Here is a 14,328-nt window from a genome sequence, read left to right as displayed (position 1 = left end):
TTCGTCCAGGTCGAAGCCCATCCTGGCGTGCCAGTTCCAGTACGCGGTCGACCGACTGCTGGTCAGTGATCTTGTCCAGGTAATCGGACGCGCGGCGTTGCGGCCCGGGCTGCGTGGGCGCGCCGGGGCGGTTGACCAGCAGATAGGCCTCGACCAGCAGTGGGAGGGCCATGCCGGAGATGTCCGGGTCGCGTTGGAACTCCCGGGTGAACAGGGTCAGGACCTCGCGTGCGCGGCGGTCGTCAGGCATGGTGTGGACCAGGTGGGCGGCCTTCTGCATCAGGTCCCGGGCGGTCAGGCCCATCTGGTGCACATAGCCGGAGTCCGCGCCGAACGGGTTGTCAGCGAACCGCGCCACGAGGAGATCGTGTGGTCGGGTGAAGGTGATCTTCCCCATGTCCGGGGTCCCGTCGGGCAGCCGGACTGCGGGTGGGGCGGTGCGGACGACCATGGCGGTCAGCTCTCGAAGGGGCGGGCGGTCCAGGCGGCGCCGTCCGCCTCGGCGCCGGCGCGAGCCTCGGCCAGACCGGGAAGCACCTGCCCGGTGAGGTAGGCGACCGAGGTGAAGGGATGGCTGAGGAAGCCGTCGGCCACCGCCCCGGCGGTGCGCGTCATCAGCGGCCCCACGCCGGCCAGCAGGATCCGGGGCGCGCCGGCGGGGACGGGGTTGGGGGAGAAGACCGGGGTCATCACGGTGTGGGTGTAGAAGTCGCCGCGGAACCGCAGCCGTTCGCCGGTCTGCCAGCTGTGCCAGATCGCCCGTACCGCGTGGACGTACTCGCGCATCCGCGCGGCCGGCCGGTCCCAGGGCATCCCGAAGCGCTTCTCGATGTGCGGCTTGACCTGCGAGCCGAGGCCGATCACGGCGCGCCCGCCGGAGGCTGCGTGCAGGCCCCAGGCCTCGTAGGCCAGGGTCATCGGGGTGCGGGCGAAGGCGACCGCGATGCCGGTGGCCTCCTGGCGCACGGGGCCCTGGACCGGACGACGCCCGAGGGGGCGAAGATCTTGGAGAAGGTGCCCAGGTACACCACCCGGTCCGGGTCGAGCGCCCGGAACGCGGTGGTGGTCCCGCCGCCAGCTCGATCGTGCTGGTCCGGTCGGCGGCGCGGGCCAGTTGGACGAACGGGTCGTACGCGGTTTCGGCGACCACCAGCTCGGTCGAGGCAACCTTTCCGCGGGGCAGCGACAACTGGGGGGTGTCCGCAAAGGCGGTCTGGTCATAGCCGACGGCTGAAAGAGAGCATCAACATGTACCCTCGCCCATCCACGTCGATTCCCGGGCGGCGGCAGACGCACCGTAGCCGCCGCTTGTACCAGCGTCGGAGCTTCTGGGCGGCCGTCGGCCTGGCGGTCCTGGGTGGTTCCGTGGTCGTGGTCAGCACGGCTTCGGCGGACACCGTGGACACCAACGCCTGGTACACGCTGGTCAACCGCAACACCGGCGAGGCACTGGACGCCCTCGACTACGCCACCTACGACGGCTCGTCGCTGGGGCAGTGGAACCGTACCGGCGGGACCAACCAGCAGTGGAAGTTCATCGACTCGGGTGACGGCAACTACCGGCTGCAGAACCGGAACTCCGGCAAGGTGCTGGACGACTACGGCTGGTCGAGGACCGAAGGCTCCAAGCTGGTCCAGTGGCGCGACCTGAACGGCGCCAACCAGCAGTTCCACCTGGAGAAGTCCTCGGACGGCTACGTGCGTCTGATCAACCGCTTCAGCAACATGGCCGTCGAGGTCCCGCTCGGCTCCAAGGCCAACGGGGGCCAGCTCGCCCAGTACCACGACTGGAACGGCGCCAACCAGCAGTGGCAGCTCGTCCCGGCCGGCAGCACCGGCGGTACCGGGAACACGGGCGGCTCCGGCAGCACGCCCTCCACCCCCACCACGCCCACCAAGCCGGCCGGCAGCGCTCCGGCGAGCCAGACCCCGAGCACCCGCCCCACCTCGGCGCCGCCGGCGTCCCCGGCCACCGGCGGCGGCAGCCCGGCGAAGAGCCTCATGGGCAGCAGCACGGTGCTCCTCGGCGGCTTGATGGATGACTCCACGGCGAACGCCGCGCCGTTCGACGTGCGGTACGCGTACATCCACAGCCAGCCCGCACCCTCGTCCGACGCCTACACCGCCTCGCGCTGCAAGTCCGAGTGGTCGGGCTGGTGGGGCTGCTGGACCGGCGACACCACGGCGCCCGGCACCCAAATAGCCGTGAACAACGACCGCGCGTCCAAGGCGACGTACCAGGGCAAGCCGCGCCCGCAGAAGTACCTCTTCACGTGGTACTCGCTGCGCGACCTCGGAGACATGGCGGGCCAGGGCGACGGTCCCGGCGAGGTCCAGGCCATCAACCGGGCCGACCTGCTCACCAAGTACATGAACGACTACCGCTTCTTCCTCCAGAAGATCGGCACCGCGCAGGACATGGTCGACATCGAGCCGGACTTCTGGGGCTACGTCCGCTCGCTCGGCAACCCGCACCAGGTCGCCGCCCAGGTCAAGGCCGCGAACCCGACGGACTGCGGATCGCAGGAGAACAGCGCCTCCGGCCTGGCCCAGTGCCTGATCGCGATGAGCCACAAGTACGCGCCCAACATCGGCGTGGGACTGCACCTGACCTGCTGGGACTGGCAGCAGAACACCCCGCAGTGCGTCAAGGACTACGCGGACCTCGGGGCGAAGAACGCCGACTTCCTGGTCACCGACGTGACGGACCGCGACGCAGGCTGGTACGCGCTGCCCGCCCACGGCAGCAAGGACACCTTCTGGAACGACCAGAAGGGCTTCGCCGCCCTCGCGTTCTACAAGACGATGTCCGAGTCGATGGGCAAGCCGGTGGTCCTGTGGCAGATCCCCCTGGGCAACATGGCGGGGAACAACACCCCCGGCCACTACAAGGACGACAAGGTCGACTGGTTCTTCTCGCACATGGACCAGACGGCGAACGCACACGTCGCCGCCCTCCTGTTCGGCGCCGGCTGGTCGGAACAGACCACGCCTGAGACCGACGGCGGGAACCTGATCAACAAGACGATCGCCAACCACAACGCGGGTGGCACCCCGCTCAAGTAGCCAATCCTCGCACCGAACACCAAGCCCCAGGCCCCCTGCCTGGGGCTTGGCCCTCTTTGGGCATTCGCGCAGGTCGTCCAGCTCCACTTCGCCACGCCAGGCAGGGGCTGGGCGCGGTGAGGCGGCGGAACATACCAACGGTGGAAGCCCCGGCGCGTCGGCTACTCGGCGGCCGGGAGCCGATCCGTCGGCGGACCCGCGAGGTGGGCGGAGGCGTCCAGGTTGCGGGTGGATTCGCCGCGCTTGCCGAATCGTCGGCCCGAACGGGCACGTGACGGCCGTGGACGTGGACGAGGACCTCGTCGACGGCGCCCGCAAGCACCTCGCCGACGCGGGCATCACCAACGTCGAGGCGGTCCTCGGCGACGGCGCCCTCGGCCGCCCGGCCGCGGCCCCGTTCGACCGGGTGATCGCCACCGTCAGCAGCAGCGAGATGCCCACCCCGTGGCTGGAGCAGGTCAAGCCCACTGGGCGGATCGTGCTGCCGCTGCGGCTGCGCGGCACCGCCTCCCGGACCATCGCCTTCGAGCGCGGCGAGGACGGCTGGGTGTCGGTCGACGACCAGCTCGCGGTCTTCATGCCGCTGCGCGGCAGCATGGACGACGCCCGCCGTACCGTCCACCTCACCGGCGAGGGCGACGTCACCCTCCAGGTCCACAAGGACCAGGACGACGCGGTCGACGCCTCCATGCTGCTCGGCGTCCTCGACAGCGGACGCCACGAGACCTGGACGGGGGTGACCATCCCCGGCGGCACCACCTACGAGTACCAGGACCTGTGGCTGGCCCTGACGCTGCCCAACTCCCTGATGCGGATGAGCGTCACCGGCTCCGCCCGCGAGCGCGGCATCGTCACCCCGATGTTCGGCTGGGGCGCCATGGCCACCGTCCAGGGCGGCTCCCTCGCCTACCTCACCCTGCGCTCCGGCGAGCCCACCGCCGACGGGCGCAAGACATACGAGACCGGCGTCATCGGCCACGGCCCCGACGGCGCCGCGCTCGCCGACCTCGTCTCCGAGGAGATCCGCGTCTGGAACACCGGCTTCCGCAACCGGGGCCTGCGCATCGCCCTCCCCGACACCCCCGCCGACCCGGCGGCCGGCCGCTTCGTCCTGGAGCGCCCGAACCACCCGATCACCGTCACCTGGAAGTAGCCGCCGTGCACCCGACCGGACCCGTCGCCCGGCGCTTCCCGCTGGTCGCGAGGATCCGGCCCGCGTGCCTGCCCCAGAACGCCCGTGTCGGCCGGCTCCGCGAGCTGGCCGACACGGCCTCCCGGCAGGCAGACCCGGGCCAGGCATCCACCGTCTTCAACCAGGCAGCGCTGCTCGCCTCCGATCTCGGCCTGCCCGAGTACGCCCGCGAGCTGTGCCACTGCCACGCTGACCTCTACCTGCTCAGGGGACCGCTGCCCGCGATGAGCGCCATCCGCGGGCTCGAGCCGATCGTCAACCTCGCCCGCCTCCACATCCGCGCCGGCCAACACCAGCGCGGCCACCAGCTCCTCCTCGACCTCTACCGGGCCGTCACCAGCGCCACCGAGACCGTCCTCGACGGCATCACCGTCCCCGCCGCGCTGACCGAGACCGACCAGCAGCGCGCCGACGTGCGGGCGTGGCTGTGGCGGGTCGTGATCGCCGACGGCACCCGCGCCCTCACCACCGCCGGCCGCTGGAGCGAAGCCCTGCGCCACATCGAGGAACACCGCGGCATCGGCCGACGCCTCCTCGACGGCCGCCAGGTCGCCGTCCTCGCACGCGCCACCACCGGCGACCTGCCTGGCGCCCTCACCCTGCTGGACGACACCGAGCCCGGCGACCCGTGGGAGGACGCGGTCACCGCAGTGCTCACCACACTGTGCCGCCCCGGCGACCAGCAGGCAGCCGACTGGGTAATCGGCCACTGCATCGCCTTCGAGCCGGAGGAGGGCCTGGCCGTCTTCACCACCCGCCTCACGCTGACCGCCCTCGACGCCGCCGGCCACGATACGCCCGCCGCCCGAAACCTCCTCGCCCACCTGACCAGCCGAACGGGTGAATCCGGCGACGGCTACGCCCTGCGCGACCTCCTCACCCACAAGGGCGTCCGACGCCGCCTCGACCAGGTCCAGGGCGTGGCACTCGAACGGGCTCTCGCCGCCTGCGCACTGGGCTCCGCCACCCTGCCGGACGCCCTTCGCAGCCGTTTGGAGGAGGCGTTGGAGCACGCCCGTGAGGTGCTCGAAAAGTCCCCGTTCGACCCGGGCTCGCCCGGAGGGAATCCGCTTGAACGCCGCGCTCGAACAGCACCATCATCAGTCGCCGCCACTTCCGTCCAGCCGCCCAACTCGGCTGACTGAACGCCTACTTGCCGCGCCCGATGCCGATGTCCGGCTCCGCGCGCTCGAACACACCCGTGTCCGGAGGTCTTCGTGGAATACCCCATCGGCCCGGCCGCCGGCATCACGCCCTCCGGCCGACCGGCCGTGCCCGCCCGCGACACCGAGGAGCCCGTTCAGTGATCGACTTCGACCAGCTCACCGACCTCGCCGCGCGCGAAGGCATCGAACGGATCGGCGTCGGCGTCGTGGTGCGCGACGCCTCGGGCCGGATCCTGATGATCCGCAGGTCCCCGCGCGACGTCCTGCCGGGCCTGTGGGAGTACCCCGGCGGCGCCCGGGAGGACGGCGAGGCGGTGCCCATCGGCGCGGCCCGCGAACTGGCCGAGGAGACCGGGCTCACCGGCCTGCCGCTGGAGTACGTACGGCATCTCGACTTCACCAACCAGCGCGGGCGGTGCGTGCGCCAGTTCGTCTTCACCACCGTCGTGCCGGACGGCACCGAGATCGGCCTCTCCCCGGACCACGACGGCCACCAGTGGGCGCCCCCGGACGCCCTGCCGCCGACCGGCGACGGGCAGCGCACCGTGATCGAATGGCTCGTCCGGCGCCTGGGCATCCCGGGCTGGCGGCCGGTCGGCGGATACGTCACCACCATCGCCCGGCCCAGCTCCTACGGCTGCCTCCTGGTCACCGACCCGAAGGGCCGCGTCCTCGGGATGCGCTCGACCGTCAACCCGGACGTGTGGAACTTCCCCGGCGGCAACGTCGAGCACGGCGAGACACCGTTCACCACCGCCCTGCGCGAGGCAGAGGAGGAGCTGGGCCTCGACCTCGCCGCCGAGAACCCCGAGGTGATCGCCCGGCGGCGCCTGGTCGCGGTCATTCACGAACAGTCCAGCGTCGACTACCCCGTGCCGGTCTGCGGCTATGTCTTCGACGGCGGCGTCCTGACATCCGAGCAGCAGGCCCGGATCCGGCTCGACCCGTCCGAGCACACCGAGTTCCGGTTCGAGAGCGCCCACAGGTGGCGGCAGCTCATGGAACCCGCCCGCTACCAGCGGCTCCGGCAGGTGCTGCGCGCCCACCGCTGCGGCATCCCCCTCTACCTGGAGCGCCCCGCCCCGGCCGACGATGACTTCGAGGGCGTCCTCGTCTTCGTCACCGACCCGGCGGGCCGGCTGCTGATGCACCAGCGCGAAGACCGGCCGGACATGCCCTGGCCCGGCTACTGGACGCCGATCGGCGGCTGGCGCGAGGCCGACGAGACCCCGCGGGAGAGCGCGGTGCGCGAGGTCCGCGAGGAGGCCAGCATCGAGATCACCGGGCTGCGGCCCCTGCCCGACCCGCACGACGACCTCGGCCTCCCGCTCACCCGCGTCCTGCACGCCGTCTGGGACGGAGACGAGAGTGACCTGCGGCTCGGCGACGAGGGCCTGGCCGTGCGCATGGTCCCCCTCGCCGAAATGCTCGACCTCAAGGTCCCGCCCTACATGCGGCACTACCTGCCGATGCTCGCGGACACGGCCGGTCTGCCCTCCGGGAGGACCGCGTGAATCCGCTCGACGGCACCCGCCGCCCGGCCACCATCGTGCCCCGCCCGGCCGGGACGGATCCGCTGACCCTGGTCGTCGGCGTCCACCTCGTCCTGCTCGACGACAACGCCGTGCTCCTCGGCCGGCGCCACAACACCGCCTACGCGAACGGCCTGTGGCACCTGCCGGCCGGCCACATGGAGCGCGGCGAGCCGGTCACGCGCTCGATGACGCGCGAGGCCGAGGAGGAACTCGGCATCACCATCGCCGAGAACGACCTCGCGCTCGTCCACACCCTGCACCACCTCGACGCCGACGACGGCCGCAGCCGCCTCCAGCTGTTCTTCCGCCCCACCCGGTACCACGGCCGGCTCCGCAACGCGGAGCCGCACAAGTGCGAGGAACTGCACTGGTGGCCGCTCGACTCGCTGCCGGACGACACCGTCCCCTACACCGCCCACGCGCTCGCCGAGATCACCCGCGGCATCGCCCTGTCCACCGTCGGGTGGGCCCAGTGAGTGCCCCCGACATGCCGGCCGACGTCGACCGGCTGCTGCGCGCGACGGCAGAGGACTACGAGCTGCTGGGCGTGCGCTCCCTCGATCGCGCCGGCCACCCGGTCGTCTGGGAGGTCCTCGGTGCCGCCGGGCGCAGGCTGTTCGCCAAGCGCCACAAGAACGCGCTCATGCACGAGCGTGAGACCGCCGCCTACCGTCTCCTCGCACCAGCGCTCGGCAGCGGCCGGGCACCGGCCCTGCTTGCCGAGGATGCCCGGTCGCTGCTCGTCGTCACCTCCGCGCTGCCCGGCACCCCGGTCATCAGCACCGACCTCACCGCCGCCGAGGAGCAGGAGGTGTACCGGCAGGCCGGGCACCTCGCCGCGGTCATCCACGCGCAGCCGACGGCAGGCGCTCCCGTCGGCGAGTACCTGCCCTGGGCCCAGGAGCGCGAACGCGCGCTGGCCCGCGCCCGGGAGGCCCGCCTCCCGGAGGAGGACGTCGAGGTGCTGGCCGAGGCGACCCGCTACGAACCCCCGCGCACGGCGCTCGCCTACTGCCACGGCGACTTCGGCCCGCGGAACTGGATCGTGCGCCGCGAGGGCGACCGGCTGCTGCTCGGGGTGATCGACTTCGAGCGCAGCCACGTCGAAGCACCCGCGCGCCGCGACCTGATGCGCCTCACGCTCCAGCTCACCCCCCGTCGCCCCGACCTGCGAGCCGCATTCACCACCGGATACGGGCGCGAACTCACGCCGCAGGAGCGGGCGGCGTGCCGAGCGTGGGCCGCGATCGACTGCCCCGCCGCGCTGCGCTGGGCCATGGGCCACCGCCGGGACGAGGAGGTCATCGGCTACGCCCGCACCGTCCTCGACCTGCTACGCCACCCGAACCCCGTTGCGTGAACCCTTTTCCTCACTACCGGTTGGAGTCTCCGTGCAGTCCCTGCGTCAGGCCGTGTGCGTCATCGTCCACGACGAGAAGGCGAGCAAGGTCGCCTGCGTCCACTACGCCAACGATTCCTGGTCCACGGTGCCCGCCTGGACCGTCCCCGGTGGCAAGGTCGAGGAGGGCGAGCGTCTGGACGAGGCCGCCGCCCGCGAGCTGCACGAAGAGTCGGGCCTGGTCGTCGCCCCAGAGGACCTGCGGCTGGTCCACACCATCCAGGTCAAGGCCGGCTGGGACGGCAAGGGCCCGTTCCTGCTCTCGGTCTTCGCCGCGACCTCGTGGCGGGGCGAGCTGACGAACACCGAGCCGGACAAGCACCTCGCCGTCCTGTGGATGGACGCCTCCGCGCTGCCCACCCCGATGTTCCCTACCTCGCACGCCGCCCTCACCGCCTACCTCGCCGGCGACGGGCGGGGGTTCTCCACCTACGGCTGGGACGCCTCGGAGGACCTGCGCGCCCTGGTCGGGGCCTGAGATGGCCGGCCGCCACCGCCGCCCGCCCACCGGCGAGAAAGCAGTCCTGCCCGCGGACATCGACTTGAGGTTGCTCGCCATCACCCAGGGCCGCACCGTCACCGATGAAGGCGTCGCAACGCTCCCCGGCGGACGGCACCCGTACGCCTACCGCACGCTCTACCGGCCCGACGGCCGTGTGGACCGGCTGCTGGAGCGTCTGGCTCCCGGTCCACTGCACCCGCCCGGCCTGCACCACGCCGACTGACCCGTCCGCCGGCGCCCCGACCGAGAGGAGCGGCAGTGCCCGCCGCGGACCACTGGAACGACCACTACAAGCACAGGGGAAAGGATTTCGTCCCGTCGCGGAGCTGGAGGTCGACCTGCTGGCCGAGCATGTCGGCCAAGGCGCCGGCCGCCGGGCGCTCGACGTGGGCTGCGGCACCGGAGAGTACGCCGCCGTCCTCCACGATCTGGGCTTCCTGGTCACGGGGGTCGACTTCTCCGAGGTCGCCGTCGCCACCGCCCAGGACCGGCAGGGAGAGTGCGACGGGCTCGACTTCCGGCTCCTCGACGCGGACCGCGGGGGCCTGGGCCTGCTCCCGGTCGGCGAGTTCGACCTGATCACCTGTCGGCTGTTCCTCCCGTTCGTCGACCTCGTGCCGACCGTCGCCTGCGCCCGTCGCCTCCTCGTCCCCGGCGGCCGACTGCTCGTCACTACCCCGCTCGCCGAACGCCAACGCGCCGGCTGGGAGTCGATCGGTCTGCGCTCGGCCAGTCTCGACCTGCTGCGCGCCTTCGGCTGGAGCGCCATGGCCGAGTACCCGCTCGACGACCTGCTCTGCCTCCTGCTGACCACCCACTTCGCCCTGGAGAGGACCAGCCGATGACCCCCATCACCGCCGCCCGGCCCGCCGTCCCCGAGGACGCCGACGAACTGCTGCGCTTGCGCGTCGCCGTCCTGGACGGCGGCCCGCTCACCGACGAGTGGCGCAACACCTTCCGCGACGACATGCGCGAGCGCCTGGACACCGACCCGAACCTGCTCGCCTACGTCGTCCCCACCGCCGGCGGCCTCGCCGCGTGCGCCATCGGCATCGTCTACCGCGGCTATCTCGGCCCCGCGCTCCCCACCGGCTTGTGGGGCCGCATCCACACCGTGGTGACCGATCCCGTCCACCAGCGACGCGGACACGGCCGGGCCGTCACCACCGCCCTCGTCGAAGCTCTCAAGGACCGCGGCTGCGGGTCCGTCGAACTGAGGGCCACCGCCGCCGGCGCACGCCTGTACCGCACCCTCGGCTTCGAGCCCCTCGACGGCTTCATGACACTGCGACCCGGACCCGGCGGGTGGGTGCGGTGACCGGCTTCGACCTCGACGCCTACAACGAGCGGGCCCGCAACGGGCCGTGCTTCATCTGCTCAATGCTCGCCGGCGCCCCCGGCTACGAGCACCGGATCGTCCTGGACGACGGCGTCCACGTCGCCTTCCTCGACCGCTACCCCACCCTGCACGGCAAGGTCCTGGTGGCCCCGCGCACCCACGTCGAGGCCACCATCGGCGACTTCACCGAGGACCAGTACCTCGCCCTGCAACGCGTGGTCCACCGCGTCGCCACCGCGCTCACGGCGACCGTTCCGACCGAGCGCGTGTACGTGCTGAGCCTCGGCAGCCAGCAGGGCAACGCCCACGTCCACTGGCACATCGCCGCCCTCCCGCCCAACACCCCATATGAGCAGCAGCAGTTCCACGCCCTGATGACCGAAGGCGCCGGGGTGCTGCCCGACGACCCCGAGTGGGCAGACCGCCTCGCCGCTGACCTGCGCGCCCGCCTCAACGGAGGAACCTGACCGTGACCTTCGTCCCGCCCGAGCAATTCGTCCCCACCCTGCCGCACGGCGTCTCCTACTCCGGCGTGTTCTTCACCGACCGCCGGGACCGGCCGCTGCTGCTCACCTCGGTCCATCACCCGGGCGAGTACCAGTACCCCGGTGGACTCCTGGACCCGGGTGAGGACCCGTGGAGGTGCGCGCTGCGGGAGACCGGCGAGGAGATCGGCTTCGTCCCCGCTTCTCTGGACGACGCGCCCCGTCTCCTGCTGCTCTCCTTCACCCCGCCCGAGCCGCCGTGGCCGTGGAAGATCGGTGTCACCTTCGACGGCGGTCGGCTCACCGACGAGGAGATCGAGCGGATCACCCTCGACCCCGCCGAGCACAGCGGCCACGCGGTGCGCACCCTCGATGAGTGGTCGCGCATCGTCACCCCGCGCCGGCTGCGCACGCTGCGCGCCTCGCTCACCGCCCGCCGCACCGGCGTCGCCGCCTACCTCGTCTCCGAGCCCCGTGTGCCGGACGAGAACGGATGACGACCCCGCCCCTCCGCCGTCCACCCAGAGGAGAGCATTTGAAGCCCCGCCCGCCCGAGACCGACCCCGACGAGAGTGTCTCCGCCAGCGAGCAGTTCCTGTTCGGCGGCCGGCTGCGCTACGACTACGGCTTCACCTCCCACGAGCAGACCATGCTCAAGATCAGCTTTCTCACCGTCGCCCGCCAGATCCCCGGCATGCTCCGCACCGCCCTGCACCTGGCCTGGCACGCCGACCGCGCCGCCCTGGTGGTCATCGCCGTCGCCGAGATCGGCCGCGCCCTGGCCGCAGCCTTCGGACTGCTGGCCACCAACCGCGCGCTCGCCTCCCTGTTCGCTCCCGGAAGCGCTGACCAACTGCTACGAGCCGCGCTGCCGGCCGCGCTCGCCGTGGGAGGGGCCTCTGCGCTCTCCGCGCTCCTCGCCATCGCATCATCCTGGGCGGGCGACCGGCTGGAGCCCAAGACCGAGCGAGCGGCCACCGTCGCCTTCCTCGGCCGCGCGGCCCGCGTAGAGCTGGCTTCCCTGGAAGACCCGGACTTCAGCAGGCTGCTGGAGTCCGCCCGGTTCGGCACCGCGGCGGTACGACGCCTCATCAGCCAGAGCATCGCCGTCCTCACCGCCCTGCTCGGCCTGGTCGCCGCCGGAGGGGTCCTGCTCACACTCGACCCCGTCCTGATGCCCATGCTGGTACTGATCGCCGCCCCGAAGGGCTGGGGCGCGGTGCGCTCCGCCCGCCGCCGCTACGGCTCGGTGATGGCCTGGCTCCAGCACCACAGAGCCGCCGCCATCCTCGCCCAGCTGATCACCCAGCCGCACTCCGCACCCGAGGTCCGCGTCCACGCCATCGGCCCGTTCATCCTCGGCCACTACACCGCGATGGCCGAGGCGTCCGAACAGGAGCAGAACCGCCTCGCCCGCGCCGCCGCCGGCACCTCGATGCTCGCCTCCGCAATGTCCGGGCTGGCTGCCGCCGCGACCTTCGCCGTCCTGGGCTGGCTCGTCCACGACGGCCAGATGGCCCTCGCCGTCGCCGGCACCGCGGTCGTCGGCATCCGGACAGGAGCCGCCGACATCACCTCCCTCGTCCGCACCGCGAACGGACTGTACGAGGAAGCCCTTTTCGTCGCCGACCTGGAGCGCCTCCAGCGCGAGTCCGAGCGCCGTGCCATCCCCACCGGCGGCACCGACCTCCCGCACCGCCCCGACGTGATCACCGTGGAAGACGTCGGCTTCACCTACCCCGGCCGCACCAGCCCGGCCCTGTCCGGCATCACCCTGACGATCCCGCGCGGGCAGGTCGTGGCCCTGGTCGGCGACAACGGCTCCGGCAAGTCCACCCTCGTCAAGATCCTCTGCGGGCTCTACCTCCCGGACACCGGCCGCATCTTCTGGGACGACACCGACACCGCCGGAGCCGACCGCGACCAGCTGTTCTCCTCCGTAGCTGTCCTCGAACAGGACTTCCAGCGCTGGCCGTTCACCCTGCGCGCTAACGTCCTGGTCGGCCGCCCCGAGCACGGCGACGACCCGGCCCTGCTCAAGGGCGCCGCCGACTACGCCGACCTGCACCCCGTCGTCGAGGCCCAGGACAACGGCTGGGACACGCTCGCCGCCCGCGGCTTCCAGGGCGGCGTGCAACTGTCGGGCGGACAGTGGCAGCGCGTGGGTGCCGCCCGAACCCACGTCCGGGCTCTCACCAGCGGACCCGGCGGACGCCCGACCCACCTGGTAATCGCCGACGAGCCGACCTCCGCCCTCGACGCCCAGAGCGAGATCGCCGCATTCGCGCGCATCCGCGAACTGGCCGACCAGGGCCTCACGGTCATCCTGATCACCCATCGCCTCGGCGCCACGGCCGACGCCGACCTCATCCACGTTCTGCACGAGGGCCGCCTGTCCGAGAGCGGTACGCACTCCGAGCTCATGGCCGACCTCGACGGCGGATACCGGGCCGCCTATCTGCTTCAGGCCGGCCAGTTCGCCGCCGAGGTGCCCGGCCAGCGTGACAGCACGGTGGCCGAGGCGGCGCCCGAGCCCGCCTGACAGGGCATCCACCCGGCGGTCCACCCGTAGCTGATCAACCCCAACGGGCCATCCACTATGGAGACTTCATGCGATTCGGCACCTACAACCTGTTCAACTTGGGGCAGTTGGCCTCGCGCGAGGAACGGGAGCGCTACGACCTGCTCGTGCAGGTGATCCGCGGCCTCGACGCCGACGTCCTCGCCGTCCAGGAGATCATCGGCAAGGACCCCGAGGAGGCCGCGGTAGTCCTACGCCGCCTCGCCGACGACACTGGCATGTCCTGCGAGGCGACCCGCGCATCCAGCACGGACCCCGAGCCCGCGCTGGGCAGCAGCCTTCACCGGTTCCACGTCGGCCTGCTCTGGCGGGTTGGCGTCGAACCGGTCCCCGGCACCCTCTGGACCTGCAACGGCGGGGTGGACTTCTGGCACGCCATGACCACGGCGGTCTTCGACACCGGAACCGGAGCGGCTGGGCGAATCCGGCTCGGCTCCTACCATGCGGACCCGTTCCGGCCCCCGCAGCGGCTGAGCGAGGCGTACCGGGTGCTGTCCGCCTTCCAGGACGGGCTCCCCGGCGGGATAGGCGCCGACTGGAACGAGATCAGCTCCGACCGCCGGCCGACGGGCGCTTACTTCGACCCGGACACCCTGCCGGGACAGACCCACCGCAAGGTCCGCTACCAGGCCCGCTTCGACCCCGACAGATCGCCTCCGTGGCGCTCTACTCCTCCCTGCCCACCCCGCCGGCCATCGGATACGGAGCCACGATCGACCTCTACGACGGCTCCCGCGTCTTCATCAACCACGTCCGCTGATCCGGACAGGTGCGGACCGGCCTGCCACGGAGGACCTGCTGGGTCCGGCCGTGGACCTGATGGAACTCGACGTGCTGCGTCACCAGGTCCATAGGACCTCGACAATGACGGTCCGCACCCCTCGCCGGCCAGGCCGTCGAGTCAGTCCGTTCCGTGGCTCTGTCCAGGAGATTCGACAGCGTTTGTTCATGACTTCAGACAGCGGGGCTTGGTCAGGCGATTCGAACAGCGCAGTCCTGCAGCCCGTTTGGTCACCCGACCGAATGAGGCTGGCTAACCAGGCGGAGTATCCAGGCTGACCAG

Annotated in this window: 15 protein-coding genes; 14 read left to right on the top strand and 1 reads right to left on the bottom strand. The window is 71.7% G+C overall.

Annotated elements, in window-relative coordinates:
- Positions 1–456: 456 nt before the first annotated feature.
- Entirely contained in the window at positions 457–966 is a 510-nt protein-coding gene (locus tag ACZ3YO_RS17605) for an LLM class flavin-dependent oxidoreductase (protein WP_465569990.1), read from the bottom strand.
- A 342-nt stretch (positions 967–1,308) separates the two neighbouring features.
- Here ACZ3YO_RS17605 and ACZ3YO_RS17600 point away from each other — a divergent pair, with 342 nt between their 5' ends.
- From ACZ3YO_RS17600 to ACZ3YO_RS17535, 14 genes are all read left to right on the top strand, one after another.
- On the top strand, positions 1,309–3,066 hold the full coding sequence (locus ACZ3YO_RS17600) for an RICIN domain-containing protein (RefSeq protein WP_465569988.1): 1,758 nt from the start codon (positions 1,309–1,311) through the stop codon (positions 3,064–3,066).
- Positions 3,047–4,219, top strand: coding sequence for a class I SAM-dependent methyltransferase (locus tag ACZ3YO_RS17595; protein WP_465569986.1), 1,173 nt, complete (start codon positions 3,047–3,049; stop codon positions 4,217–4,219). Before ACZ3YO_RS17600 ends, ACZ3YO_RS17595 begins: the two co-directional genes overlap by 20 nt.
- Positions 4,220–4,224: 5 nt before the next feature.
- On the top strand, positions 4,225–5,403 hold the full coding sequence (locus tag ACZ3YO_RS17590) for a hypothetical protein (protein WP_465569985.1): 1,179 nt from the start codon (positions 4,225–4,227) through the stop codon (positions 5,401–5,403).
- A gap of 158 nt (positions 5,404–5,561) precedes the next feature.
- Positions 5,562–6,938: an NUDIX hydrolase gene (locus ACZ3YO_RS17585; protein WP_465569983.1), complete on the top strand. Its 1,377-nt coding sequence runs from the start codon at positions 5,562–5,564 to the stop codon at positions 6,936–6,938.
- Positions 6,935–7,435, top strand: coding sequence for an NUDIX hydrolase (locus tag ACZ3YO_RS17580; RefSeq protein WP_465569981.1), 501 nt, complete (start codon positions 6,935–6,937; stop codon positions 7,433–7,435). The genes ACZ3YO_RS17585 and ACZ3YO_RS17580 overlap by 4 nt, the downstream gene beginning before the upstream one ends.
- On the top strand, positions 7,432–8,319 hold the full coding sequence (locus ACZ3YO_RS17575; protein ID WP_465569979.1) for a phosphotransferase family protein: 888 nt from the start codon (positions 7,432–7,434) through the stop codon (positions 8,317–8,319). The genes ACZ3YO_RS17580 and ACZ3YO_RS17575 overlap by 4 nt, the downstream gene beginning before the upstream one ends.
- A gap of 31 nt (positions 8,320–8,350) precedes the next feature.
- Entirely contained in the window at positions 8,351–8,836 is a 486-nt protein-coding gene (locus ACZ3YO_RS17570) for an NUDIX domain-containing protein (protein WP_043467761.1), read from the top strand.
- A gap of 1 nt (position 8,837) precedes the next feature.
- Positions 8,838–9,083 carry a hypothetical protein gene (locus ACZ3YO_RS17565; protein WP_465569977.1) on the top strand — a complete coding sequence of 82 codons (246 nt, stop codon included), beginning with the start codon at positions 8,838–8,840 and terminating at the stop codon, positions 9,081–9,083.
- Positions 9,013–9,705: a class I SAM-dependent methyltransferase gene (locus ACZ3YO_RS17560; RefSeq protein ID WP_465569976.1), complete on the top strand. Its 693-nt coding sequence runs from the start codon at positions 9,013–9,015 to the stop codon at positions 9,703–9,705. Before ACZ3YO_RS17565 ends, ACZ3YO_RS17560 begins: the two co-directional genes overlap by 71 nt.
- Positions 9,702–10,178 carry a GNAT family N-acetyltransferase gene (locus tag ACZ3YO_RS17555; RefSeq protein ID WP_465569975.1) on the top strand — a complete coding sequence of 159 codons (477 nt, stop codon included), beginning with the start codon at positions 9,702–9,704 and terminating at the stop codon, positions 10,176–10,178. Before ACZ3YO_RS17560 ends, ACZ3YO_RS17555 begins: the two co-directional genes overlap by 4 nt.
- Complete coding sequence (locus tag ACZ3YO_RS17550) at positions 10,175–10,666, top strand: HIT family protein (protein ID WP_465569973.1); 492 nt, start codon at positions 10,175–10,177, stop codon at positions 10,664–10,666. The genes ACZ3YO_RS17555 and ACZ3YO_RS17550 overlap by 4 nt, the downstream gene beginning before the upstream one ends.
- Before the next feature lie 2 nt (positions 10,667–10,668).
- Positions 10,669–11,181, top strand: a complete 513-nt coding sequence (locus ACZ3YO_RS17545; RefSeq protein WP_465569971.1) for an NUDIX domain-containing protein — start codon at positions 10,669–10,671, stop codon at positions 11,179–11,181.
- Between the two features lie 38 nt (positions 11,182–11,219).
- Positions 11,220–13,226: an ABC transporter ATP-binding protein gene (locus tag ACZ3YO_RS17540; protein ID WP_465569970.1), complete on the top strand. Its 2,007-nt coding sequence runs from the start codon at positions 11,220–11,222 to the stop codon at positions 13,224–13,226.
- A 68-nt stretch (positions 13,227–13,294) separates the two neighbouring features.
- On the top strand, positions 13,295–14,119 hold the full coding sequence (locus ACZ3YO_RS17535; RefSeq protein ID WP_465554030.1) for an endonuclease/exonuclease/phosphatase family protein: 825 nt from the start codon (positions 13,295–13,297) through the stop codon (positions 14,117–14,119).
- Positions 14,120–14,328 lie beyond the last annotated feature (209 nt).

This window comes from Kitasatospora sp. NPDC022785, from assembly GCF_055561295.1.
This window is presented reverse-complemented; position numbering and strand designations above follow the sequence as displayed.

Excerpts from the sequence above, each read along its gene's own strand:
- ACZ3YO_RS17565 (WP_465569977.1), top strand. The coding sequence starts at position 8,838 with ATGGCCGGCCGCCACCGCCGCCCGCCCACCGGCGAGAAAGCAGTCCTG.
- ACZ3YO_RS17555 (WP_465569975.1), top strand. The coding sequence starts at position 9,702 with ATGACCCCCATCACCGCCGCCCGGCCCGCCGTCCCCGAGGACGCCGAC.
- ACZ3YO_RS17535 (WP_465554030.1), top strand. The coding sequence starts at position 13,295 with ATGCGATTCGGCACCTACAACCTGTTCAACTTGGGGCAGTTGGCCTCG.